Here is a 25023-nt window from a genome sequence, read left to right as displayed (position 1 = left end):
AGCGCCGTGTCACCCGCGTGGTCGCAGTGCCCTCCTGCCCTTGCTTTTGGCCGGTTCACACGCCCCGCCGGCTAAGCAACCAGGTGCGCAGCAGAAACAGCGGATTGCCCAGCACATAGCGCACGAACAACCGTTTAGGCTCCCTGAACAAGCGGAACGCCCATTCGCCGCCCAGGCGCCGTATCCAGCGGGGCGCGCGGGTGACCTTGCCCCCTAGGAAATCCAGGATGGCCCCACCACAGACAATCAGACACGGCGAGGCAGCCCGCGCCAGCTGGACGGCAACGGCCTCCTGTTTAGGCATGCCCATGCCCAGAACGATCAGCTCCGGGCGGACCTCGCGCGCCAGTTCGAGATAAGTGTCGGCATCGGCGAAACCATGGTGAATCGAAACAGGCACTACGCCATGAACGCTCGCAGCGTGTGCCACCGCCTGGCTCAGGAAGGGTTCCTGGGTCCCCCAGAACGCCACGCGACGCCCCTTGTAGCTCTGCAACAGTTTTGGGATGAAGTCGGTGCCGTTCATGTTCAGGCCAGGGTCCAGGCCCAGCTGGCGATAGAGGATCGACATGCCTGCCCCGTCCCTCAGCAGCACGTCAGCGCCTGACAACGCATGGCCGTATTGCGCATCACCCACCACCAGGTTCATGGCATGGGCGTTGACGAAACCCAGCACGGTCGGCGCCAGTGGCGCTGACAGCGCTGCCAGTATCCGCTGCTCGTCCGCCGGATCGCTGACCACCCGCAACTTGCCGAGGATCGTCTTCCAGCGCTGTTGCCAGGGGTGCTTGTCCATCAGCCGTCGTCCCTCTTCGAGCGCACCCAATCGACCTGGCGCTTGATCAGAAAACCCAGGTACAGGGGGATCTTCCTGGCGGCATAGAACGGTGCGTACAGCAGCACCGAAAACGAGATCAAACGCCGTGCGAAGCGCCACCACGCCAGCCACACCGCCCCCATCAGCAGCCCCATCGCAGCACTGGCGATCACGGCCGCCAGCCAGGTCCCGAACAACACGCCCGCCAGCCATGAAATGCAGAACAGCGCCACCCAGGAAAGCGTCAGCAGCGCCAGCGGCGGCACCATCAGGTCCAGGGCCATGGCCAGCAGTGCGCCGTTGCGTTGCGTGAAGGCAGCCGCAAGTCGCCTGGGGGCATCCGCCAGCAGCACGCCCAGATGACCGTGCTCCCAACGGGTGCGTTGGGTGTTCAAACCCTCCTGACTGCTTGGAAAGACACTGGTGACCTGCGCATCGCTGCAGAACACAGGCGGTTTGCCGCGCTGGCAGAAATCCAAGCCCAGCTTCAGATCCTCGACCAGATGCCCGTTGGCCAAGTCGACCAAGGCCAGCGCATGCCAGGGCAATGCCATCCCTGCTCCCATGAGCTGGCACGGCAGGCCCAATCGAGCCCAGCCCCGGGGGCGCACAAGGTTCTTCACACGCCAGGCAAATTCGGCGACCTGAACCTTCAGCCCCGCCCCCTGGGGTGCATGCATCAGGTAGAGCGCTTGCACCGGCCGATCGGCTGCAGCGCAGGCGCACGCCAGACGTTCGATAGCACCCTCTGCCACCCGGCAATCGGCGTCGATGATGATGAGCACCTCAGGCGCGTCATCCTTCAAGTGGCGCACGCCGAAGTCCAACGCATAACCCTTGCCGCGCAGGTGCGCATGCTGGCGCTCGACCACTTGCGCCCCCGTGCAACGCGCCAGTGCCGCTGTGTCGTCGGTGCAATTGTCCGCCACCACCAGCAACCGATCGCCCTCGCGCAATTGCGGGCGGATGCTGTCGAGCGTTGCGCGAATCACCGGTGATTCATTGTGCGCCGGTACCAGCACCGCCACGCGGGGGCGCGCCCCGGCCAGCACCGGCGGTGAGCGTGTTGGCAGGCAGGCCGCCAGCACCTGGGTGAACAGCACCAGCACTGGCAGCAGCATGACCAGTGAAACCGCCACCAACAGCCATCCCAGCACGGTAATCATGCGCAGGTCCTGAAGTAATGAGCCAACTTGGCCGCTTCGGTGTCGATATCATGGCGCTGCAACACACGGCGATACGCCGCATCGCCCATTTTCTGCAGTACCTCGGCAGGTTGGTCCAGGCATTCGGCCATGGCGTCGGCCAATTCTTCCACTGCACCTGCCGGGAACAACCAGCCACTCTCGCCCTGGCGGACCAGTTCGGGGATACCGGCCACGTAGGTCGTCAACACCGGCCTGCGCAAGGCCATCGCCTCCATGATGACCACCGGTAGGCCCTCGGCAAAACTGGGCAGCACCAGTGCCCGGGCGGCGAGGATCTCCTCACGGACCTGGGCACTGCTGATCCAGCCGGTGATGCGCACTTGCCCTTGCAAGCCATGCTGCGCAATGAAAGCTTCGATGGGTGGACGCATCTCACCGTCGCCGGCCAGTACCACCTCGAACGGCACCGACCGTGCCGCCAGCAGACGTACAGCCTCCAGCAACAGCAATTGCCCCTTTTGCTCGCACAGCCGCCCCACGCACACCAGCCGAGGCACCGCCGGCGCGTCGACCGCTGGCACTTCGTGGAACGAGCGCTCCAGGCCGCAATGCACCACTTTCACCTTCGCCCAATGCTCATGGGCTACCCAACGGTAAAGCTGGCTGCGCCCATAGGAGCTCACCGCGGCAACGAAGGCGGCGTGCCGCACTTTTTCGCCCATATGGAGAAACTGCGGTTTGTCGAACTCTTCCGGCCCGTGCACGGTGAAGCTGTAGCTCGGCCCGCCCAGGGCGTTGGCCAGCATTACCACTTCAGTGGAGTTGGTGCCGAAATGCGCATGCACGTGCTCGGCGCCGAATGCCTGCAGCCACTGCACTACACGGCAGGCCTCGGCCAGGTAGACCAGATGGTACGGCCAGGGGCGGTCGGCCCGCCGCCCATGGCGCAGCGCCAGGCCAAGCGCCGACATGAAGCGCCGCGGTTGGGCACGTAATACCTCAAACAACGGCATGAACAACCCCTTCAGGCCGTCCTTGAGCACGTAGAGGGTCTTGTCGCGTTCTGCGAGGTCTTCGTCATCCTGCAATTGGGCATCCCAGCCACGCAGGGCGATGCGTTGGATCTCCATGCCCTGGCGTTCCAGGGCGAGGATTTCCCGTCGAATGAAACTATGGCTGACCTTCGGGTACTGATTGATGAAATAAGCAATGCGCATAGGAATCCAAGTCGATGCCCGCGTGATGAATGACCAGGCTTGCTCAGTCGTTTCCAGCCCGTTACTCCAGGCTGTTGGTCACTGGCCTGTCCCCCGATTTCGTCAGGTGATGCAACGTTTCCTGTCCCTGCTGTAGTGGTGATGGCCTGGCTGCGGGTTGAACGGGAAACATGCCCTCGATATGGCCAAACACATCGTCGAGCATGGCGTGACGCCTGCGGTACATCGCCCGCTTTTTCGGGGCGATGTCGTCGGCCGAGCGTCTGGCGGCCTCCAGCGGAATCGTGAAGAAGTCCTCGCGCTCCGACGGCGATGCGCCGTTCTCCAGCCAGATGGTGTCGTAGTTGGCCGCCAGATCGTCGGCCTTTTCGGCGCCGAAATAGCGATGACGATGGTGCCGATAGCGGTCACCGACCGCATAGATACGGGCAGCGCCAAGGGTTCTGGCCAGGCACTTGAGGACTTCGATCAAAAAACTTCTCGGGCGCAGCCCTTCGAAATCCTTGGTCAGGTCCCGGTAGATACTCAACGACCTTTCGCTGTCGATACCCTTGTGTATTCCCTGCACGGCACCGATCAGCACGAAGACTTCACCCCCGGTACCGCCAAGGCTGAAGGCCAGTGATGCCACACGCAGGTCGCCCTGGAACAGGTTGAGCACCAACTCCCCCTCGCGCCGGAACCAGACAGGCCGGTCCAGCACCAGGGTGCACTGGCTGGAATACCCCGACAGATCGCACAGCACCTGATGCTCGTCACGCCCCATCAGCAACAGCCTCGGGAACTGCTCGGCGACAACTTCATAGTGCGACGCTACCGCATCCAGCCGCTGCGGCGCTTCCCACGCCTTGCTGATGTAGGGCCACTGCACCACGCCAATGCTGTCGAAACCCAGCGCCTTGAACCCCTTGGGGCCCAGTGCTGCCGACATGCGCGCCACGAAGGCCTTGAGGTCTTCCCGCTGCTTGATGATCAGTATTCCCAGCTTGAGCTTGTTGTTCAGTGCCCGTAGCGAGTAACCGGGCTGCAGTGTGAGCACGCTTTTCACGATCGACCGATATGTCATGGGTTTCTCACTTGTACTCGATCAGCGCGGATTTGCCAGCGCCGAACCTGTTCAAAAGAAACTTCGCCTGCCCCACCATCTCGGGGAACTTCCCAAGCACCAGAAACACCGCCTGCAGCCAGTTCTCACGCCATGTTCGCCCACCACGGCGTGCCAGGCGCATCGTCTGCAAAGGGTAGATCAGAAGTGGCAGCAGCCCGACACTGCCCAACGACAGGCTGGCCACCACGCTGGCCAGCGGCAGCCCCAGGCCCCAGAACCAGGCCCGACGAGATTCTCTGCGCCAATGTCGCTCGGGCGTCTCGCCATGCAAGTGCGCCCCTTGGGCGAAGGCGTAACCCGCTCGCATGCTCCGCCGCCACCACTGGCTGAAACGGGTCATGTCGGCATCGTGCAGGGTCATCTCCACGCCCAGTCGCCAGATCTTCCAACCGCCGGCGCGCAGCCGCACACACATCTCGGGCTCTTCGCCGGCGATGAGGTCGGCACGAAAGCCCGACACCGCCAGGAAGGCTTCGGCACGTATCAGCGCGTCGCCCCCGCACGCCTTGGTTTCACCCAGTGGTGTGTCCCATTCCAGATCGCACAACAGGTTGTAGATCGAATGCCGCGGGTACCGCTCGCGACGCCGACCGCAGACCACGGCAACCTCTGGATGCGCCTGCAGAAAAGCCTGGGCTTGCTCAAGCCAACCGGCGACCACTTCGCAATCGCCATCGACGAACTGTACCAAGCGCAGCGACGGCATTACCCCGTGCAAATGGGCAAAGCCTTCGTTGCGTGCACGCGCTGCTGTGAACGGGATGGACAGATCCAGCGACACCACCTCGACACCCTGGTCCAAGGCGTGCTGCACCGAGCCATCGGTGGACCCCGAGTCGACATACACCACCGTGTCCGCACAGCCTGCCACGGAGGCCAGGCAACGCTCCAGGCGCAGCCCTTCATTACGGCCGATTATCACGACTCCGATGCCTGTCACCCTGGGCCTCACTCGTCTGCCTTGAACGAAACACGCCTTTTACCGCGCTGCCCTGCGGCTACCTCAGGAACACAAATTGGCCTCGACCGGCTTTCTCGCCTTGATGGTGGCCGGGACACCCACCGCCGCGCAGTTGTCCGGCACGTCGGTGAGGACCACGGCATTGGCGCCGATCAGTACGTTGTTGCCAATGCGGATATTGCCCAGCACCTTGGCCCCGGTGCCAATGTCGACATTGTTGCCGAACACCGGCGCGATGGGCTCCTCCACATTCTTCAAGCCCACCACCACCCCATTGCGAATCCGGCAGTCATCGCCAAAGCGCGCGTAGCCGCTGATCACGATGCCGCCAAAATGGTCGATGACGAAATTGCGGCCTATCACCACCTCGCAGGGCAACTCAACCCCCGTGATGATCTGAATCAGCTTGAACAGCACTCTGTAGACCAACGAGCAGAGCTTGCGCAGGATCGCTGGGCGCACACCGTAGCGCCAGCGACCGAACCGGTAGACCAGCAGAACCCAGAAGCCCTGGGCCCCCCAATCTCCACCATGTGCTCGCAGGTCGGCACGAATGTTCTCGAACATGGTTTAACCTACCGTGTGGGTTGGCGTGCGAACCGGGTCGCGAACAGTGACGACCAGGTGGCTTGGGTATGCAGCCAGCACGCCTTGATAGCCGCCCAGCCACGCCCTTTCAACAGCGCCTTGAGGGCCAGGATCGCATCGCCGAGACTGACCAGCAGCATGTGCAGGATCAACCCCGTGACGCCGTGGTGCTTGCGGAAGTACAGGAGTTCGCTTTCAATCTGATAGGTGGAAATCTGCCGGCTGGCCGCCTCCAGTTCCGCCACCGACTTGGAGCTTTCGCCGCCGATATGCACCACGGTGGTGTGCGGGTAGAACACCACTTTCCAGCCTGCCTCCTTGACGCGCTTGCAGTGGTCCACTTCCTCGTAATACAAGAAGTAGCGAGGGTCGAACAGACCGACCTGGTCGAGTACTTCACGGCGAACCAGGTAGAAGCAGCCCGGCAGCCAATCGCATTCGCGGACCGTGCCGTGGTCCCAGCTCATTTCGTCGACCATCTTCAAGCCAGGGAAGAACCGGTCCAGCCCGGTTCGGGAGACGAAGATGTTCAAAGGGGTCGGAAAGTATCGGCAACAGGGCTGCAGATCACCGTCACGCCCCACCAGGCGTACGCCCAGCACACCGCACTCCGGATGGGCCTCCATGTATTCGAGAGTCTTGTCCAGGGTGTCGCTTGCCACGAATGCATCGGTATTGAGCAACAGCGCGTACTTACCCTGCAGGTGTTCCAGCAGTTGGTTATTGGCCCGCCCAAAACCGACATTGTGCTTGTTGCTGACCAACAATGCCTGGGGGCAGACCTGGGCCATGCGCGCCACCGAGTCGTCGACCGAGGCGTTGTCCACCACCAGGTAACTTGCCAGCTGTTCGCCCCTGGCCTTGCGCAGGGCATCGAACATCGGCTGCAGCAAGGATGCCGTGTTGAAGTTCACCACCATCACATCGACGGGCTTTCTATCCATTGTTGCCCTCCCCGAAGAAATACTCGCGCCGCATGGCCGCCAGCTTCGGCTCCATTACCGGGTCATAGCCACTTTTGCGCTGCTTGATCAGGTCGGCCCACGGGTATGCCTCACAGCGCCGCTCTACTCGCTCGATCAGTTCTTCGGTGGTGCAGATGAATTTGGCCGGGTTGCCGCCCACCACCGTTCCGGGCGGGACGTCCTTGGTGACCACGGCACCTGCGGCAACGACCGAGTCGGGCCCGATGGTCACCCGGGGCATGACGATGACCCCGTGGCCGATGAAGCAGTTGTCGCGAATGTCGATATAGCCCACCGAATCCAGATGCTTGCCATAGCACACGCCAATCAAGGCGGCGACGCCATCGTGGCCCAAAAGGGTACAGTCCGACAGCCCCACGTTGGTGCCCAGACGCACCAGCACAGGGTCCGTCACGTTGCAGCCCACGTTCACATGCAGGTTGCCCCCAACCGAGTAGAACTTGCCCCAGCGTGTCAGGTACTCTCCCCAATCCCTGGCATTGGGGTGGCAAATCTTTTTGTAAAGCGAACCGCCACGTCCTGTTGAGAGTGCGTAATGCTTCAAAGCGCTGCGTATCCATCCGATCATGTTGCTGGCCTCGCACGTAATGCGATCATGGACTGTCCCTGAGGCGACTTCGGTCTCGTTCTTGTTGGTACTGACCGCCTCGCACTCAACCCGTTATCAACCGCGCTGTCGCTGTCGCGCCCCACTGGCGCCATTGCCCTCCTTCAGACAACCGTTCGGCTCGTCGTGCGCATCTTGTCATTGAGGTGATCCACCAGCCGCAGCGCGAATTGCAGCAGTGGCATGGTCGGGTTCGAAGCCCCGCCGGTGGCAAAGATGCTGCTCCCTGCCACGTAGAGATTCTCGGTCCCAAAAACCTTGCAGTCGGTATCCACGACCCCGTGCTGCGCCGATGCAGCCATGCGCGTTGTGCCCATGTGATGGGCGTGCGGCGACATTTTCAGGGGTATGGAGGTGTCGTAGACGAATGGGTTGAGCTTGACGAAGCCAAGTTGTGCTTCGGCGAACTGCTTGGCGAGCTCACTGCCAATGCACTTGATGGTGTGTCGATCGGTAGGGCTGAGCACCCAATTGACATTCACCTTGGCCATGCCCAGGGCGTCTTTTTCATCCAGCAGCGAGATCCGGCTCTGCGCGTTGGGGAACTGCTCGATCATCGTCCCGATTACGCCGTCACCTGGACAACTGAACTGTGCAATCCATTCGATCTTGCTGGCCACGCCCCAATCGCATGCCAGGTTCTCGAGGAAGTTCTTGACTTCGGCGGTCCGCCCGTAGGTCTGCACCTCCTCCACCACGGTCGCCGAAACATTGCCCTTGCCAGCGTGATACTCGGCGACGAAAGCATCGGTGGTGTAGTACTGGCGGCGGTCGGTGGCTTGCCCCTCCTTCAGGATGAAAGAACCTAGGTCGACATTCAGATGCTCCATGAAGCAACGCCCGACCCAACCTTCCTTGTTGGCGATACCCGCCTGCTGAAGGGACTTGCTGTTTAGCAACTGCCTGGCGTTCTCGATGGCGCCCGTGGCCAGGATGAAGTGCTTGGCCTTCAGACGCTCGCGTTGACGGTCGTAGTCCGACACCACCACGGCTGTCACGCTGCCCGAGGCGCTGTCGAACTCCAGGTCGACACAGTTGCAGTTGATGAACACATCCAGGCCATCGGTCTGCTTGAGTTCCGCTTCGTATTTTTGTGCAAAGCGCGTCGGGGGGCTGAGCAGAAACACGTCAGCCTCGAAATCACCGCCTTTGAGGCCGGTATTTATCGGGCGAAAGTCGGCCCCTTTAGGCAGGTCGACAATGTCCATCGCCGCTGGCAGGTAGCGCTCCACCTCCGAATAGGGGATGGGCCAACCCGGCAAGTCGCCGGGGGGCGCAACGGCGAAATCGGAGGGTGTGAAAGGACGGCAGCGGCCCGCCCAATGGTTGGACGTACCCCCCAGAAAACGCAGACGTGTCTCGGCCGGGTACAACTCAAGGCCTGTGGACGTACACGTGTAGAGCGCATGGGAGCGTTCCGAGTGTTCGACTCCGCCGCCTTCCAGCAGCGCCACGAGCCAACCGGCCTTGGCCAGGCGTGTCGCCAGGGTTATACCGGCCGGGCCTGCACCGACAACGCAGAAATCATAGGCGTCACGCAGTTCTTTTTGCGTTTGATAGTCCTTGATCATGCCTGCCCGTCCCGGAAGTACTGAGATGGCAATACCCATCCATTGATGACGACGAACTCGGACTTGGCCTGCGGCTTTGGCGTCGCCCGCGAAACGGTGCCGAATACCGCGCCCCCAATGCCCAGCAGGACGCAATTGCGTAGAAACCGCCTACGACCCAGAAATGGCGCACAAAACTGAAGCTTCCCCATGATCCCCGGACCTATGCCAAGTGTTATCGAGAGGCGTCCCAGCCATTGGAAAGCGCGAATCCTGCCTCGGTGCCCGTTTCTATGCCGAGCCCTGACCGGCTTGCTGCAGGTTCGCCAATGCCAGCAGATCAATCGCCGGCACGGCTTCAATCTCCAACCGATAGCGCTACAGTTCACTATAGTTTCAATCAGCCATGATGCTAGCCGACCTCCACCAAGGGATAGGTGCCCTCAGCCAATGCCTGAACATTTACGTGCCCTGATCGTCATTCTGTTCCTGGCGTGCGTCGTATTCGTGCTGGCGCGCCGACCAGCGACAGACCTGATCCCGGAGCGGGACTTCAAACGTCGCCGTAACCTATGGTTCGGCCTGACACTGCTGGCGTTCTTTTCCCATAGTTTCTGGCTTTATGCCCTGGCGGGTGCGGTCATCATGAGCCTGGCCGGGCGTCGCGAACGCAACCCGATGGCGTTGTTCTTCATGTTGTTGTTCCTGATTCCACCGGCCGCTGTACCGATACCCGGCTTTGGCTTGATCAATTACCTGGTCGACCTCACCCATGTGCGCCTGCTCACCCTCTGCGTGCTACTGCCCGCGGCATGGGCACTGAGCAAGCAAGGCGACACCCAACCCTTCGGTCGCAGTTGGCCCGACAAGTTGCTGGCGGCGAGCATGCTGCTGATGTGCGTACTGTCGCTGCGCGAAACCACCGTCACCGACACGCTGCGTCAGGCGCTGTACCTGTATGTGGACATGTTCCTGCCCTACTACGTCGCCAGCCGCGCGCTGAAGGACCTGGAAGACTTCAAGGATGCCCTGCTGGCCTTCGTGCTGGCCTCGTTCCTACTGTCGATCATCGGCGTGGCCGAGTACGCACGTCACTGGCTGCTGTACAACGCACTGACCGACGCCATGGGCGTGCCCTGGAGCATGAGCAGCTACCTGAGCCGTGGCGGCTCGCTGCGCGCGAGCGCCACCACCGGCCAGGCCATCGTGCTGGGCTACGTGATCAGCGTGGCGATTGGCTTGTTCCTGTTCGTGCAGGCCTATGTACGCAAACCCATCCATCGCTACCTGGGCGCCCTGCTGCTGGCGGCCGGGTTGTTCGCGCCCCTGTCGCGCGGCCCCTGGATCGGCGCTGGGGTCATCGTCGCGGCCTTCATCGCCACAGGCCGGGGCGCGGTCAGGCGCTTCATCCTGCTCGGCCTGGCCGGTGTGCTGTGCGTGCCCCTGCTCACCGTGATACCGGGCGGAGAAAAAGTGCTGAACCTGCTGCCCTTCATTGGCAACATCGAAACCGAGAACATCACCTACCGCCAGCGCCTGATCGACAACTCCTGGATCGTCATCCAGCGCAACCCCTGGTTCGGCTCGTTCGACTTCCGCAGCACCCCCGAGATGCAGTCGATGATCCAGGGCCAAGGCATCATCGATATCGTCAACACTTATGTCAGCCTGGCGTTGCGGGTCGGCATGGTGGGGCTTGCGCTGTTCATCGCCTTCTTCGTGGTCATCCTGATGGGCATCCGCAGATCGATGCGGGCATTCCCCGACAAGGACGATAAACAACGCCTTCTAGGAAGGGCGCTGCTGGCCACGCTGCTGGGCATCATGGTCATTATCTTTACCGTCAGCAGCATCACCGTGATTCCGGTGATCTACTGGTCCGTTGGCGGGCTGGGTGTGGCCTACATCCATATGGTGCGCAAGCTCCGGCAAGAGCAGGCCGCCGAGTTGCCCCATGCCCGCCTTCAAGCCAGGTAAACTCGATGACACGAAGCCCCCTACATTCCCTCATCCGGGCCACGGCCCTGCTTGGCCTGGTTTCGTTGCCCATGGCAACGTGGTCGTCCGATTGGGCCGTCAACATCGAAGAGCGCAACGGTTTGCCCAACATCACCCGGGGTGGCGGGCCGGCGATGATCGCCAAGTTCAGTTTCTTCGCACAACAGTGGAACTGGACCGGCTATTACCCCACCTTCACGGTCAAAGCCCCGCAGCAGTACACCCTCGCCGGTGAAAACAAGGACTTGAACTTCAAGCTCGTCGCAGACATCCGCAAGGACACCCCGCAATCATTGACCTGGGCATTCGACCTGCAGACCGAGCAACGGCACGACGATGTCATGGGCGGCGGCCTGGTGTTCAATTTCGACCCGTCGCTGTTCGCCGGCGAAATGGGTGCACCGCAATTGCTCCCCGGCAATCGAGGCTGGGCCTGGGGTACGGAAGGTAAACGCCGTGTCGAGATGCGCTTCGAACCACCGTTGGCGAAGGTGTACTTCGAGCGTGGCAACCCGGATGAGGTGCGCGCATTCTTCTATGACCGCCAGATAACCCCAGGCCGGCAACAGATCAACGCGGTGCTGAACGTGACGGGCGACATCGCCATCGGCCAGACCCAGTCCGAACGGTTTGGCCTGAGCGACCCGAAAAGCTGGCCACAAGACCAGCTGGACTGGAAAACCTCGCCGGTCGACCTGTCGTTTCTCAACGCAGCAGAAAAACCAGCTGGCAAGCACGGCTTCGTCAAGGCTGACGGTGAACGACTGGTGTTCGCCGACAACACGCCCGTGCGTTTCTGGGGCACCAACCTGTCGGCCTCTGCCCTGTTCGACACCCCGGACCAATACATCAAGCAACAAGCCAAGCGCCTATCGGCACTGGGCTTCAACCTCGTGCGCCTGCACCACCATGACTCACTCTGGGTGCTGCCCAACATCTTCGGCGATGGCAGGACGATCAAGAACACCCAGCAACTCGATGCCGAGTCGCTGAGAAAACTCGATCTGTGGATCAAATGCCTCAAGGAGGAAGGCATCTATGTGTGGCTCGACCTGCACGTACAGCGCTCGCTGATGGACAGCGACGGCATCTATGGCTTCGATGAACTGCCCAAACAATACGGGCGAGCCGAATTCAAAGGCTACGCCTATGTGAACGTCACCATTCAACAACGCATGAAGCAGTTCGCCGAGCAGTACCTGAACCATGTGAATGCCTATACCCAATTGGCCTACAAGGACGACCCCGCCATCGCGGCGGTGCTGATCACCAACGAGAACGACATCACCCATCACTTCGGCAACGCGCTGTTGCCCGACAAGAATGTGCCCAGACACAGCCGGCTCTACATGGATGAGGCCAAGGCGTTTGCCAGTCGCCATGACCTGCCGGAGGACGCCACCTGGCGCGCCTGGGAGCATGGCCCGGCCAAGCTGTTCCTCAACGACCTGGAGCATCGCTTCGATGTCGAGATGATCGAACACCTGCGCAAGATCGGCGTGAAAGTGCCCATCGCCACTACCAGTAGCTGGGGCGGCAATGGCTTGAGTTCGCTGCCGGCGCTCACCACGGGCGATCTGATCGACGTTCACAGCTACGGCGGCATCGGCCAGCTGGAAAAAAACCCGCTGACCAGCGATGGGCTGGTCGACTGGCTGGCAGCCGCCCAGGTAGTGGGCAAGCCATTGACCGTCACGGAGTGGAACAACGAGCCCTTCCCGCTCCCCGATCGCCACTCACTGCCCTTGATCGTGGCGGGTACCGCCAGCCATCAGGGCTGGGACGCATTGATGCAATATGCCTATAGCCAGGAGGGGCTTGGCGATGGCAGGCAAACGGCGGACAACTGGCATGCCTACAACGACCCTGCCCTGATCGCCACCCTCCCGGCGGCGGCCTTGCTGTATCGACGCGGCGATGTGCAGCAGGCGCAGACCCGCTACGTCTTCGCCCCGTCGGTCGAAACCTTGTTCAACCGCTCGATCTCACCGAGTGATTCGGTGCTGCTGCGTACCGCCATGGAAAAAGGCATGTTGCAGATCGCCCTGCCGCAAACGCCGCAATTGCCATGGCTCGCCCAAAGCGACATCCCGGCCAACGCCCAGTTGCTGCATGACCCTGAGCAGTCGCTGCTCGACAACAATGCCACCCAGGCCACCACGGATACCGGTGAGATCACGCGCAATTGGCAGCAAGGCCTCTACACCATCGATACGCCCAAGACCCAGGTCGCCAGCGGCTGGCTCGGCGGCCGCTCGACCCGCTTGTCGAACCTTCAGGTGCAACTGAAGACGCCCTATGCCAGCGTGGCCGTGCAGAGCCTGGACAACCAGCCGCTCGGCCAGTCGCACAGCCTGCTGGTCTCGCTCGGCACGCGGGCCGTGCCCAAGGAAGACAAAAGCACCCCGTTCTATGTCGAGCCCCTGGTCGGCGCCTTGAGTATCGCCGCACCGCCGGGCCTGAAGGCCTATGCCCGCAGTGCCTCGGGACAAGAAACAGTGCTTCCAGCCCGTTACGAAAATGGCCGCTACACCCTGAACTTCGACGGCCAGCACATGGCCAATTGGCTGTTCTTGAAATAGGCCATTCGGCCTTCTACGCTCTGAAAAGACCTGTATTGGCAGGCCCTCAACACTGAATCTGTTCCAGGAGGATTGGATGAAGTACTTGGTTGTCGGAGGCGCAGGCTATATAGGTTCGCACATGGTCAAGTACCTGGCGGACGCAGGTCACGAGGTGGTCGTGGCGGATATCGCGCAAGCACGCCCTGACATCAAGTGGGTCGGGCTGGATGTCGCCGACAAGCACGCACTGGACACCTTGTTCGCCGAATCCCCTTTCGATGCGGTCTTCCACTTCGCCTCCCACATCCAGGTGGGTGAGTCGGTCACCGACCCTGCCAAGTACTACCAGAACAACGTGGCAGCCACCCTGACCCTGCTGCATGCCATGGTACGGGCGAACATCAAGCACCTGATCTTCTCCTCCACCGCTGCCGTCTATGGCGACCCGCAGTACACCCCCATCGACGAGCAACACCCCAAGCTGCCGATCAACCCTTATGGGCGCAGCAAATGGATGGTGGAGCAGATTCTGGAGGACTTCGACCGGGCCTATGGACTGAAATCGGTATGCCTGCGTTACTTCAACGCCGCCGGCGCAGACCCAGGCGGTCAGATCGGCGAGTGCCATGAACCGGAAACCCACCTGATCCCGTTGATCTTGCAGGCCGCGTCAGGACGACGCGAGGCGATTACCGTGTTCGGCCATGACTACGATACCCCCGATGGCACCTGCATCCGTGACTATATCCATGTCAACGATCTGGCCTCGGCGCACGCGCTGGCCGTGGATTATCTGTTGAAGGGCGGCACCAGCACGGTCTTCAACCTGGGCAACGGCCAAGGCTTTTCCGTCCAGCAGGTGATCGACACTGCCCGCGCGGTGACTGGTCGGCCGATCAACGTCAACAAGGCGCCGCGCCGGGCCGGCGACCCACCGACGCTGGTCGCCGATGCCGGCAAGGCGGAAACCGTGCTGGGATGGAAACCGCAATTCACCGCGTTGGAGCAAATCGTCTCGCACGCCTGGAGTTGGGAGCAGCAGTACCCCTGGCACTGACTGCCAAGGGTATGCCGGTCGCCTTCAATCAATAGTAGGAGCGAGTCTGCGGCTCTGCCTTGTTCAGTACCGCGCCGATCAGGTTGGCAGTACCCAAGTGGTACAGGCAGTCTTCGATCTCTTTCTTGCTGTTCTGACCATTGGCCACCACCAACAGCACGCAGTCGAACTTCGGCAGCACGGTGATGGCGTCGTCGGAACTGAGCAGCGGTGGCAGATCGAAGATACAGATGCGCGAGTCGTAGCGATCGCGCAGATCGCCGATCAGGTTGGTCACCCTAGGCGAAGACAACACCTCGGTGGACAGCGGTATCGGCTCACGGGTCGGCAGCACCACGAAGCGCGGCAACGTTGGGTTGACCAGCACCTCTTCCAGCCCGGCCTTGCCAGACAACAGTTCGTTCATGGCCTTGCCCATCGGCAACCCAAGGCTGGCACCCACCCTTGGACGGCGCAGATCGAAGTCCACCAGCAGTGCGGTCTTGGTAGTGTGATGGGCGATACTCATCGCCAGGTTGATTGCCAGCACCGTCTTGCCTGCCTCGGGTGTCGGCGAGGTGATGGCCAAGGTGCGCCAGCCATTTTCCTCCATGGCCTGCAGCACCTGGGTACGCAGGAGGTCGAAGGCCCAGCTCATGTTCGAGTTCTTGTTGTACGCCACGATTCGGTGTCGCTCGAGGTGCTCGGCCCGCAGCGGCACAACGGTGGTTTGTACATAGTCGAATGGGCCAAGTACTTCGGTTTGCTCGACCGCAGGTAGCGGCGTGTCCGAAGCGTTGGGCGATACCTGGTGCAGGGGTTTTCCAAAAGCCGGCGTAATTCTGTCCATCGCTGCTGTTCCCTATTCAAACCGAGCCATAGCTTTGAAAAGCAGAAGGTCCAACGGCATGTACAAGAAATGGACCATCGCTAATATGATAGCAACCAACAACAACCCGGCGACCACCATCAGGGTTCGCGAGCGTTTGCGCTGGGCCAGCTCGGCCTGGGTGGAGATAAACGGCACTGCAACCAGCACACGCTTGCCCACCACGCTTTCCAGGGCACCCACACCGCGTACGCGCTGATTGAGCATTTCCAGCAACATCACCAGTGCACCGCCACCGGCCGGGGCCAGCAATACCCCCAAGGCAACGATTTTCTTGCGGTTGGGCTTGACGGGTTTTTCCGGCATCAGCGGCGGTTCCAGCAGCACGAAACGTTCCGCCTTGTTTTCCTCTTCCAGGCTTTCGGTGATTTTCGCGCCCATCTCCTTGGCGCGAATTTCTTCGTACTTCTTGCGCGCGTTATCGTGATCGCGCATCAACGTCACCAGGCCACGCTCGACTTGAGGCGCTTCAAGAATCTCCGCCTCGTAGCCTTCGATCTTCTTGGTCAGCTGACGCTTTTGCTCGGCAAGCGAGGCGATGCGTGATTGCGCAGCCTCGATGCGCGTGCGCACCCGGGCTGCATCCAGATTCGTCTCAGCTACTGCCATACCATTGCCGCCGGCGGTTTCAAGTGCCTGGATCTTGCGCTTGACCGCCTGTACGTCAGGGTGGGCATCTTTATACCTGCCAAGCAGCCTGGCGTACTCTGCCTTGAGGCTGGCCAGGTCCTGCGGTTGATCTGCCACGCTCCTGCCGTTGTCCGGCTTGACGGTCAACCCGGCCTTGGCAGCGGACAGTTCCAGCTCCAGGTAACGCAGCTCTTCCTGCGCGGCCTTGTAGTCACGGTCGACTTCCCTGAACTCAAGCTCGGAGCGCGACAGCATGCTCATGCGCAGCTCCTGATGCTCCGGCAAGGCATTGGCGTGGGCCTGCTTGAAGTCGGCCAGCTGGTTCTCCAGGCTCGCCAGTTCGGCACCCAACTTGTTCGCTTCCTGGGTCAGGAACTCGGTGGTCTCGCTGGCCCGCTCGGTGCGCTGCTTGACGTTCTCGTTGAGAAACAGCGTGACCAGTTCGTTGGCCACTTCCTTGGCCACTTCTGGACGCTTGTCCTCGTAGGACACATTGAAAGCCACCGTTGCCTCGCCGCGTCCCTTCACGAAGGTACTGACGGTGGCGACCACGATGGAGTTGCGCATCTTCTCGATCTTGTCCGACTCGCTGAATTGCTTGCCCTTGTCGGCGAACAGGCCGTACTTGTCGATGATGCGCAACAGGTTCTCGCGGGTCATCACCCGCTGGCGAATCACTTCGATGCGTTCATCGGCAAAACTGTTGTTGTTTGCCGACACCAGCTCTGGCGAGATTTGCTGTGACTCCACCAGAATGGTGCCGGTCGACTGGTAGATGGGAGGGACCGTGACAGCGACTGCCACGGTGAGTGCAAGAATGACCACGATACTGACCCCCAACAGCAGGGCTCTTTCCTTGATGATTGCCAGGTAATCTTTGAGGGACAGTTCGTATTCAGACTTCATAGAGGCCACCGCGCTGAAATTCAGAGGTCGGGTAATCTATACGTCAAGGTCATTCCAATGATGGTGCCTGTTGCATCCGGCAAGTTGTCTTGCTGGCGTTCCTTGTACATCAACGATAGGCGCAGATCCCAAAAAGGCGAGAGTTCACGACTCGCCCACGCGCTGTAGCTTTGCAAAGTGTTGGGTGTGGTGCCTTTGGCGTCTTGCCAGGAGGCATCCAGCCCCACACGAGTGAGCTCGGTAAGCGCATAACTCCAGCTGCCACGTACTGCATCGAGTTCGGCAAAGCCCCCGGATGCGCTGGCAATGGTGCTTCGCTCGGCACTGAAAATCGCATCGGCTCGTTCCCCGATGTAGCGCAGCGAGACCCCTCCCTCCCCGCGCCTGCCCCCTTCGGAGCCGGACACCTGGTTTACCCCTACATGCACATCCCCGGTGAAACGTTCGGAGAACTGGTACTTCAACCCCACCGTAGGCGTGTAGCTGTTGGAGGCGAACGCCGTGGTGTCGTCCTGCGGCTCGTAACGCCGTGCGATGAAGCTGGTATAGAGGTCGGTGCGCTCGCTCCAGTTGTAAGTCCAGGTCAGCACGTTCGCCAGCTCGTCATAACCGGTCAGCGTGGTGATGTCGTATCGGGCGTGGGAGTACGTGGTTTCGTTGGCCAACGTACTGCGTTCGGTAATGGCATCACTCCAGTTGGCGGTCACCGTCGAGAGCTTCTGCGTGCCGTCGGTTGTCACCACGCCGGTGTCCTGGACCAGCGCCGACAACGTCGAACTTTCGTTGTAGTTCGCCCTCAGGCCGAAGCGGCCCCGCTCCGTTTCCCGCTGCCAGCCAAGGCTGACGTTGGGGTCTTCACGGTCCTTGATAATGGCCGTGTCGGACGAGCGCAGCACTTGCACGCCCAAACCAAAACTGAACTCGTCGCGGCCGAGCGTGCCGACCAGGCCAAAGTCAGGCGCAATGATCGTGCGCGTCACTGCCTTTTCGTCAGACGTCAACAGCAAGGGGTTGCTGTCATACTCGACCGTCGTCGGTACGGCAACCGAACTGTGCCAGATAGCGGCATGAACCATCCCCGAGTACGGCAAAATCAAGAGTGCTGTGGCAACACCCGTATTTCTGAGAAGCGGCATTCTGAGCCTTACTGCACATGGCAAGATCAAGGTACGATCAATGTGTCACCAGCGCGCAGTTGGAAATTGGTGGACATGTCGCGCCCAGACACCAAATCCTTGTAGCGTACTGGCAGTACTTTTTGTGAGTCGCCGTTTTGGCGAACAACTTTTATTTCGCTTTCGTCCGCAAACTTGTCCAGGCCGCCTGACATGCTCAGCGCCTGCAACACTGCCGTGGGTCCATACATTTCAACCGGCCCAGGCTTGATCACTTTACCTTGCACGTAGACGAGATTGCCAGCCGTACTGGTGACCACGACGCTTACATGCGGATCGGCCAGGAAGGGTTCGAGTTTGACTTTGATTTTCTGCGCGACGGTCGTGACATCAAGACCGGCGACATCGACGCGCCCGGCAAGGGGGAAGGTGATACTGCCATCGGGCAGGACCGTGGTTTCCTGGCGCAGGCTTTCTTCCTGCCACACGGAAATCATCAATTTATCGCCGGCACTGAGCTGGTAAACCGGACTCTGATCTTCGGCATGGCTGGTACCCACCCCAACCAGCAGCACGCAGAGCACAGAACACATCAAACGCACCATGGGGGATCCCTCCAGGCAAGTAGCCATGTAAAGAGCACTATGTGAGAACAACAAAAAACAGCTTCTCGCTCCACACCGGTCAAACCACCTGTTGCGACAGTTGACCGCGACACCACAAACCACTCACTGCAACCAGGCAACCTTCAGGTTGTCGGCAAGTGGAATATAGCAACGGCTCGCGAATTGACAAGCTGCGACCCCTGATGCCAACGACCTCGCGTCAAATGCCCGACAGGGCACCCAAGTCGTTGACTCTCCTTGTAAAAATCAAACTTTTCTTCGGTTAGCCACGACGACGAAGCCGATGACAGCGACTGCGAAGAGCCAGCCAGCCGTCGCCAACGGAATTACACTCGCCTGGTTGATGTAGGAGTCGGCAGCGCGCGCCGCGCCACTCAAAAGTATCAATAAAAATATAGATTTAATGAACAGTGTCGAGCGCATGATCCCCTCCTGACAAAGAGGATAAACACGGGGAAGGAAGTGTCTTATTAGCTGCTGATTGGAGCTTATGGGCACAATGATATTACGTCAACGATCCGACACCATAATATATCTCAATGAGGCAGGCCCAATATCGTCAAAAAGTTGCCAGGTTAAATTTGTAGGCTTTTGCGCGTTACGCCCCATTGACCGAAGACGTTGATTCCATTGCAAAACCCTTACGCGACGAGTCTGAACATACGCCGTGCCCTACCCGGGCTCACCGCGCGGGTTGTCACTGCGTTGAAACGGCCGATGTGTTTCACGGCTGATAACCAAAATGCTAATCGTTGTAAGTCCAACCCAGATTTGACGCATTCCAGGCTCTGCGTGAACAGTCTTGAGACGAAGGTCAGACAAGGGGAAAACAGCCGAGGAAGCGGCGTTTACGGGTTGTAAATGAGCCTTCCGAGGCTGTTCTCAACGCAGCATCATCGGGTAGCGAGGCTTTTCGTACAGAGCTTAGGCCTCGCGTGCCGGTGAGAGGGGGACGCGGTACAGGCAACCGGTTTATGACGGCAGTAGATCCAGTGTGCGCTCAACCTCGTCGATATCGATCTTGAAACCCTCGCCGTCCGGTGTCCCGACCACAAAACCGAAATGCTGGTGATCACGATCGGTCATGAACTTGTAGTAGCTGACGAACCGGTTAGGCGGTTGTAGCGCCAGCACCGAGCCTCCGTCCTGAAGTACATTCACGCCGTGCGCCAACTGGCTGCCTTCAACACCTATCACCGTTCTAGCACCTGCACAGGCCGCCACGATGCTCGGCACATCGGTTTTGAGGGGATTGATGATGCGAAAGCCTCGGTGCTTGCGCAGGTGCTCGGCAATCTCAAGCTCGTTGCGCAACAGCCGTAGTTCGCCATCGCCACCGCGCAACAGGAAAACACCAGGATGGGGCGCATGCTCGACATGGGACAGCAACTTCTCCCCCATGCCCCGGTAACGCAGGTGCCTGTTGCGGTTATTGCTCTGGTCGTCGAACAACACCAGTTCGCGAATGAAGGCATTACGCAAACGCAGCGGCCGCATGCCCAACCAGTCTTCATATGCAGGGGCCTGGGCGAACAAGGGGAATTTCGCCGAAGGCGCTGTAGTAATCGGTACGCCCTCATTACAAGCCAACGGATACGTCGCGCAATCCTCCATCAACCAGGTGCCGAACCAGGAGTTGCCGTGCAGCGTGCAATAGGCCGCCGCACGCTCGATTTCATGCTCTACGACAATTCCGGGAAAATGCGTAGGGCGCAAGGACAGCCAGTGGCAGGCATCGTCCTTGTACAGGGCACCGTCGATCAACCATACATCCTTGATCAGGTAGCCTCGCGTGGCGCCATGGTCGACGGTCAAGCCGCCTTCCATCGTCCGGCGCGGGTGCTCGAAGGGATGAAATTCCCAACCGGTTACACGCTCCAGCTGGTTGGGCAGGAAGATAGCGCGTGGCGACACAGTGGTCTCACTCGGGGCAATCTCCCAACTTTTCTCGGCAATGCTTTTAAGGTCGATCTCTGCCTGTCGGGAGAACCGTTTGCGGGCGATGTATTTGTAGGCGGCCAGCGTCAATTTTTTTCGACCCCTAGCAGGTGTGGCACTGAAGGGCGTGACATCGCTTCCCATAGTGAGCTCCCAAGGCTGCGCGGCTAATCGCCAAAAAATCAGCTGATCCGTGTTCTTCCTTAATGCGGATCAATTGGACAACACCCTTTCCATCTTGGGCGGGGACTGAACGTCGGCATAACGACTGCGCAAGGTTTCGACGAATTGCTCGGCAGCCGTCCGTGCGCCATAGAGATAAATCTTGTGCAGGCCGCCGAACACCATTTCACGGTAACGGCTGGCAATCTCTTCTTCGCTCGGCCCCTCAGGCAGGCCCAGGTGAAGTGTCAACTTGTTGCCTTCGACGGCAAACAAGGGGGTGTCCCACAAAAACCGGGCAATGCCGGTCTTGGGTAAACGAACGAACAGGTAGCCGTAGTTGCCGAAGGGGTCGACATCGCCACCGCGCCGTCGTTTCCATTTCAGCAGCCCGTCATCGGGCCGCGCCAGGCACATGCCGATGTCGTAATAGTCGAAGCCGTTGGCCAGCGCCCACTCAAGGGCCATGAACGTGGTGATCGAATTGACCTCGCGCAGTTTTCTGGCGTCCGAAAACACAGCCTCGCAATAGCCGAAGCGCACCGTACTCCAGTAGCGCTTGCCACCTCGAACGACTTCGCATCCCAGATGACAGGCCACGACTTCGTCGCCCAGGGTGATCAGGTCGAGACGGCCAAAGCCCTTGGCCAGGCGCAGCACCTCTTCACTGGGGATCTGCACCGCCCTGCCGCCTTGCCGGGCGGTGGCATAGGGGCGAAGCAACTGCGTATCGGCCATTGCGATGTCCTCATCGGACAACGCCTGACGCATGCTGTAAAGCGGCCGGTTCTTACGGATGCTGCGCCTCAACTCGCTGTCGTAGCGTGCGGTGATATCCTCCAGCGACCGACCAAGCGGCACCACGGCGCTCAGATAATGGGGAACCGTCAAGGCGCCTGAGGTGGGCATTTCGCTGACTACCACCACATGCCCCGATGCAACCGGCGTCGAGTGCCCCTCGCCCGCCTCCCCTTGCTCCTTGCCGGAAATCAGTACCTGAGCCAGCTCGCGCTGTTGCTTTCTGCCGATGTACAGCACCTCGTACGGACTCTCCTGACCCAGCCGGAAGCGAGCCACCTCCCAACGCCAGACACATGCCCGCCCCATCAGCTCACGTATCTTGTGCGAAGCAGTCTTGATCTCGTAACGCGTGGAGGGAGAGATGAATGTGCGAGCAACCGCCGCCAAGGTCTTTTTCATTGCTTCTTCGACGTCCTGTGATGTTGTCTGTGGGCAGGTCGGAAAAAGATCTGGATACATCGCGAAACGTGTATTTAAACACTTGATACGCATGACTTAATCAGAAAATAATGCGCGCCTATTCAGCGATAATTAAAGATGCAAGGCTACCCCTTTGCAAGCGGCACTTTGACACCATCGAGTGCTGTTTTATGGCGTCAATATTTCTTTGACTGAAGTTCTCTTTGAGTACCTCGGTTTATCGCGTATTGCGCCGTTTTAAACCACTCGTCGTTTTCAACACCCCAGCTATTCTTTTGCCCAATGGCTTGGCGTGTCGTTTGCAACATCGGTTTTCGCCGCCAAGCAAGACGACATTCCGACGCAGCAACGGCCAACTTTTATTGCCTACCCACGCGTGCAATGGCGCCTGGTCAGTCACCGGAGATGTAACGTGTCAACGCTTAGTGAAATTGCTATGAACCACGCCAAAATGGCCAAAGGGTTGGCAGAACACACCGCAGAGCCGCCATTGCGGCAGCCAGTGGTCGTCGGGGGCTTCGAGATCAGCGCCTTGGAATTGACGCAGCCCCCCTGCAATGTCGAGGTTCAGGAGCGCTACCTGGACCAGCCCTGCCTGGCCGCCCTGTAATCGCTCGGACGACGCACCGCCGGCGCCTGTCAGGCGCCCGTCGATCGCTGGCGTTGTGGATGTTGGTGCAACCAACGCTGGAACTCGGCAGCGGGCATCGGCCGCCCCAGCAAATAGCCCTGCCCCTGGTCGCAGCCTGTGTTGCGCAGGAAGTCGTATTGCGCCTGGGTTTCGATCCCCTCCGCGGTGATGCGATAACCCAGGGCGTGCCCCAGGTCGACGATGGCCCGGGCCACCGCCACCGCATCATCGTCTTCGGGCAAGTCCTTGATGAAGGCACGGTCAATTTTCAGATGGTCGATGGGCAAGGCGCGCAAATAGGCCAAGGATGAATACCCAGTACCAAAGTCGTCCACGGCCGTTGCGACACCCATCGCCTGCAGCTGGGCCAGTACCGCGCAGGCCTGCTGCTGGCTTTCCATCAACAGGCTCTCGGTGATTTCCACCTCCAGCAGGCTGGGCGACAAGCCGTGCCGCTCCAGGGCCAGTGCCAAGGTGCTGACATAATCGCTACGTTCGATCTGCAGTGCCGCCACGTTGATCGCCAATGGCCCGGGCAGGCAGTCGTGGTCCCTCCAGGCTGCCATCTGCGCGCAGGCCAGCTCCAGCACCAGTTCGCCCAGGGGAATGATCAAACCTGTACGCTCGGCCAGCGGGATGAATTCACCGGGGGAAACCAGGCCATGCTCCGGGTCTCGCCAGCGCAATAACGCCTCCACCCCTTCCAACCGACCGCTGAACAGGTCGAGCTTAGGCTGGTACCACAGCTCGAATTCATTGTTCTGCAGCGCCCGGCGCAGATTGCGCTCCAGTTCCAGGCGTTGTTGCAAGCGCTCGGTCATCTCAGGCTGGTAAGGCTGCCAGGCATTGCGTCCGCCCTCCTTGGCTGCGTACATCGCGGTGTCGGCATGTCGTAACAGGCTGTCGGCGTCCGCACCATGCTGCGGGCACCAGGCCAGACCGATACTGCCTGTGACCAGGCCAGCATTGCCGTTGAGGTCGAATGGCCGTTGCAAGCAGCGCAACAGTGCGCGCACCTGCTGGTTCACCTGACCCTGGCTACCCTGGAGCATGAACACGAACTCGTCCCCCCCCAGGCGACACACGCGGTCGGCACTGTCGAGCTCCTGGAGAAAACGGGCGGTAGCTTGCTGCAGCAGCAAGTCGCCCATGGCATGGCCGAGGCTGTCGTTTACCTGCTTGAAACCGTCGATGTCGAGCATCAACACCGCCAGGCCACGTCCCTGGGTGATAGCCTGGGTCAGTTGCTGCTGGAACAGCACACGATTGGGCAGCCCGGTGATGGTGTCGTAATGAGCGGAGCGCTCAAGCTTGGCCTGGGATTCGCTGAGTTCCACGTTCCGCAGGTGCAACAGACGCTGCTTGCGGCTCAGTTGCGAGATGCACAGGGTAAGCAGCCCGGTACAACCCAGCGAGAACAGGAACCAGGGGGAAGCCAGCAGCCCTGGAAACAACGGCCAGCCGTGAAGCGGCGCGGCCACCAGCTGCCAGTGCCCACCCGGCACCTCCACCGGCAGACTGAGCAGCGGCCTTTCGAACAACCGTGCATCCCCCCAGATCATGGCGCCCTCACCGCCTTTGCCATCGACACCGCGCAAGGCGATGGCAATGTTCAGGTCAGGCCGCAAACCGGCCGAAACCAGCAGCCGCTCCACATCGGTCACCACCGACACGCTGCCCCAATAACGCTTGGCGCTCCCCTCGTCAGCCATGAACACCGGCCGCCGATAGATCAGCGCCGTGCCCCCCTGGTACAGGTGCACCGGGCCGGCCAGTATCGGCTGATGCCGCTCCCTGGCCGCCTGCAACACCGGATACTGGTCCGGCAGACTGCGATAATCCAGGCCAATGACCGCCTGGTTACCCTTGCGCGGATAGATATCGCGGATCACGTCGTTGGGGGCCAGCGCCACATGGCGCATGTAAGGCACCGACGCCAATGCCTCGCGTGCCATGACACGAAAATGCTCAGGGCTGATACCACCATCGGCGGCAATTAATTGCGCGATGCCTTCGGTCTCGCCGAACGCCGCGCGTAACTGCGCCTCCAGCGCTGCGCGCACTCCCGACAACTGCGCGCTCAAGGTGCTGACCTGGTCGCTGCGTTCACGCTGGACATCGAGCCGGCCAAGCAACACCGACAAGCCGATACCGACCAGGGCGAAACCGATGGGCAACAAACGGCTGGCATGACGGCGAATGGCCTCTGACGTCGGGGCCGGCTCGTCTGGAGATGGGTAAAAAATGCTCATGGTCCCGATGCTGGAGGTCGATTGACTGTGTATCGGCGCAAACCGGGCAATGTTGAGCCAGACTGGTGTTTTT

Annotated in this window: 21 protein-coding genes; 4 read left to right on the top strand and 17 right to left on the bottom strand. The window is 60.5% G+C overall.

All coding sequences use genetic code 11. The annotated features are described in order from the left end of the window. Positions 1-55 precede the first annotated feature (55 nt). The 9 genes from IF103_RS11595 to IF103_RS11555 form a co-directional block, all read right to left on the bottom strand. Positions 56-796: a WecB/TagA/CpsF family glycosyltransferase gene (locus IF103_RS11595; RefSeq protein WP_104883962.1), complete on the bottom strand. Its 741-nt coding sequence runs from the start codon at positions 794-796 to the stop codon at positions 56-58. Then, positions 796-1983, bottom strand: coding sequence for a glycosyltransferase family 2 protein (locus IF103_RS11590; protein WP_023380475.1), 1188 nt, complete (start codon positions 1981-1983; stop codon positions 796-798). The genes IF103_RS11595 and IF103_RS11590 overlap by 1 nt, the downstream gene beginning before the upstream one ends. Beyond that, positions 1980-3182, bottom strand: coding sequence for a glycosyltransferase (locus IF103_RS11585; protein ID WP_023380474.1), 1203 nt, complete (start codon positions 3180-3182; stop codon positions 1980-1982). The genes IF103_RS11590 and IF103_RS11585 overlap by 4 nt, the downstream gene beginning before the upstream one ends. Before the next feature lie 61 nt (positions 3183-3243). After that, the gene (locus IF103_RS11580) at positions 3244-4248 is read right to left on the bottom strand and encodes a DUF535 family protein (RefSeq protein ID WP_202676130.1); all 1005 of its coding nucleotides are present in this window, start codon (positions 4246-4248) and stop codon (positions 3244-3246) included. Positions 4249-4255: 7 nt separating this feature from the next. After that, complete coding sequence (locus tag IF103_RS11575; protein WP_104883964.1) at positions 4256-5230, bottom strand: glycosyltransferase family 2 protein; 975 nt, start codon at positions 5228-5230, stop codon at positions 4256-4258. 63 nt (positions 5231-5293) lie between these two features. After that, a complete protein-coding gene (locus IF103_RS11570; protein WP_027907575.1) occupies positions 5294-5818 on the bottom strand; it encodes a serine O-acetyltransferase in 525 nt (174 codons plus the stop codon). Between the two features lie 8 nt (positions 5819-5826). Further along, on the bottom strand, positions 5827-6783 hold the full coding sequence (locus tag IF103_RS11565; RefSeq protein WP_023380470.1) for a glycosyltransferase family 2 protein: 957 nt from the start codon (positions 6781-6783) through the stop codon (positions 5827-5829). Further along, complete coding sequence (locus IF103_RS11560; RefSeq protein WP_027907576.1) at positions 6776-7393, bottom strand: acyltransferase; 618 nt, start codon at positions 7391-7393, stop codon at positions 6776-6778. The genes IF103_RS11565 and IF103_RS11560 overlap by 8 nt, the downstream gene beginning before the upstream one ends. 143 nt (positions 7394-7536) lie before the next feature. Further along, a complete protein-coding gene (locus IF103_RS11555; RefSeq protein ID WP_104881807.1) occupies positions 7537-9003 on the bottom strand; it encodes an FAD-dependent oxidoreductase in 1467 nt (488 codons plus the stop codon). Positions 9004-9432: 429 nt separating this feature from the next. On the opposite strand from IF103_RS11555, the gene IF103_RS11550 reads away from it, so the two are divergent. The 3 genes from IF103_RS11550 (at position 9433) to galE (ending at position 14601) form a co-directional block, all read left to right on the top strand. Continuing rightward, positions 9433-10959 carry an O-antigen ligase family protein gene (locus tag IF103_RS11550; protein ID WP_027907577.1) on the top strand — a complete coding sequence of 509 codons (1527 nt, stop codon included), beginning with the start codon at positions 9433-9435 and terminating at the stop codon, positions 10957-10959. A gap of 5 nt (positions 10960-10964) precedes the next feature. Further along, a complete protein-coding gene (locus IF103_RS11545; RefSeq protein ID WP_202676129.1) occupies positions 10965-13562 on the top strand; it encodes a cellulase family glycosylhydrolase in 2598 nt (865 codons plus the stop codon). A 76-nt stretch (positions 13563-13638) separates the two neighbouring features. After that, positions 13639-14601, top strand: coding sequence for a UDP-glucose 4-epimerase GalE (gene galE / locus IF103_RS11540; RefSeq protein WP_027907579.1), 963 nt, complete (start codon positions 13639-13641; stop codon positions 14599-14601). A 28-nt stretch (positions 14602-14629) separates the two neighbouring features. On the opposite strand, the gene IF103_RS11535 is transcribed toward galE, so the two are convergent. The 7 genes from IF103_RS11535 to IF103_RS11505 all read right to left on the bottom strand — a co-directional run bounded on the left by IF103_RS11535 (position 14630) and on the right by IF103_RS11505 (position 22046). Next, entirely contained in the window at positions 14630-15430 is an 801-nt protein-coding gene (locus IF103_RS11535; RefSeq protein WP_202676128.1) for a CpsD/CapB family tyrosine-protein kinase, read from the bottom strand. Between the two features lie 12 nt (positions 15431-15442). Beyond that, complete coding sequence (locus IF103_RS11530) at positions 15443-17005, bottom strand: GumC family protein (RefSeq protein WP_104881810.1); 1563 nt, start codon at positions 17003-17005, stop codon at positions 15443-15445. A gap of 20 nt (positions 17006-17025) precedes the next feature. Next, the gene (locus IF103_RS11525) at positions 17026-18141 is read right to left on the bottom strand and encodes a hypothetical protein (protein WP_027907581.1); all 1116 of its coding nucleotides are present in this window, start codon (positions 18139-18141) and stop codon (positions 17026-17028) included. A gap of 26 nt (positions 18142-18167) precedes the next feature. Then, a complete protein-coding gene (locus IF103_RS11520; RefSeq protein WP_023380461.1) occupies positions 18168-18725 on the bottom strand; it encodes a polysaccharide biosynthesis/export family protein in 558 nt (185 codons plus the stop codon). A 267-nt stretch (positions 18726-18992) separates the two neighbouring features. Beyond that, entirely contained in the window at positions 18993-19169 is a 177-nt protein-coding gene (gene eppA / locus IF103_RS11515) for an EPS-associated small membrane protein EppA (protein ID WP_023380460.1), read from the bottom strand. A gap of 549 nt (positions 19170-19718) precedes the next feature. Next, the gene (locus tag IF103_RS11510; RefSeq protein ID WP_027907582.1) at positions 19719-20828 is read right to left on the bottom strand and encodes a glycosyltransferase 61 family protein; all 1110 of its coding nucleotides are present in this window, start codon (positions 20826-20828) and stop codon (positions 19719-19721) included. A 69-nt stretch (positions 20829-20897) separates the two neighbouring features. Further along, positions 20898-22046, bottom strand: coding sequence for a GNAT family N-acetyltransferase (locus tag IF103_RS11505; protein WP_023380458.1), 1149 nt, complete (start codon positions 22044-22046; stop codon positions 20898-20900). A 457-nt stretch (positions 22047-22503) separates the two neighbouring features. Between IF103_RS11505 and IF103_RS11500 the strand changes: the two genes are divergently transcribed. After that, on the top strand, positions 22504-22677 hold the full coding sequence (locus IF103_RS11500) for a hypothetical protein (protein ID WP_189673033.1): 174 nt from the start codon (positions 22504-22506) through the stop codon (positions 22675-22677). A 29-nt stretch (positions 22678-22706) separates the two neighbouring features. Here IF103_RS11500 and IF103_RS11495 read toward each other — a convergent pair whose 3' ends face one another. Then, positions 22707-24950 (bottom strand): putative bifunctional diguanylate cyclase/phosphodiesterase, encoded by a 2244-nt coding sequence (locus tag IF103_RS11495; RefSeq protein WP_023380457.1) that lies wholly within the window; start codon positions 24948-24950, stop codon positions 22707-22709. Between the last annotated feature and the right edge of the window lie 73 nt (positions 24951-25023).

The sequence above is a fragment of the Pseudomonas sp. SK2 genome (genome assembly GCF_016772395.1).
In the GTDB taxonomy this organism is placed as follows: Bacteria; Pseudomonadota; Gammaproteobacteria; order Pseudomonadales; family Pseudomonadaceae; genus Aquipseudomonas; species Aquipseudomonas taiwanensis.
This window is presented reverse-complemented; position numbering and strand designations above follow the sequence as displayed.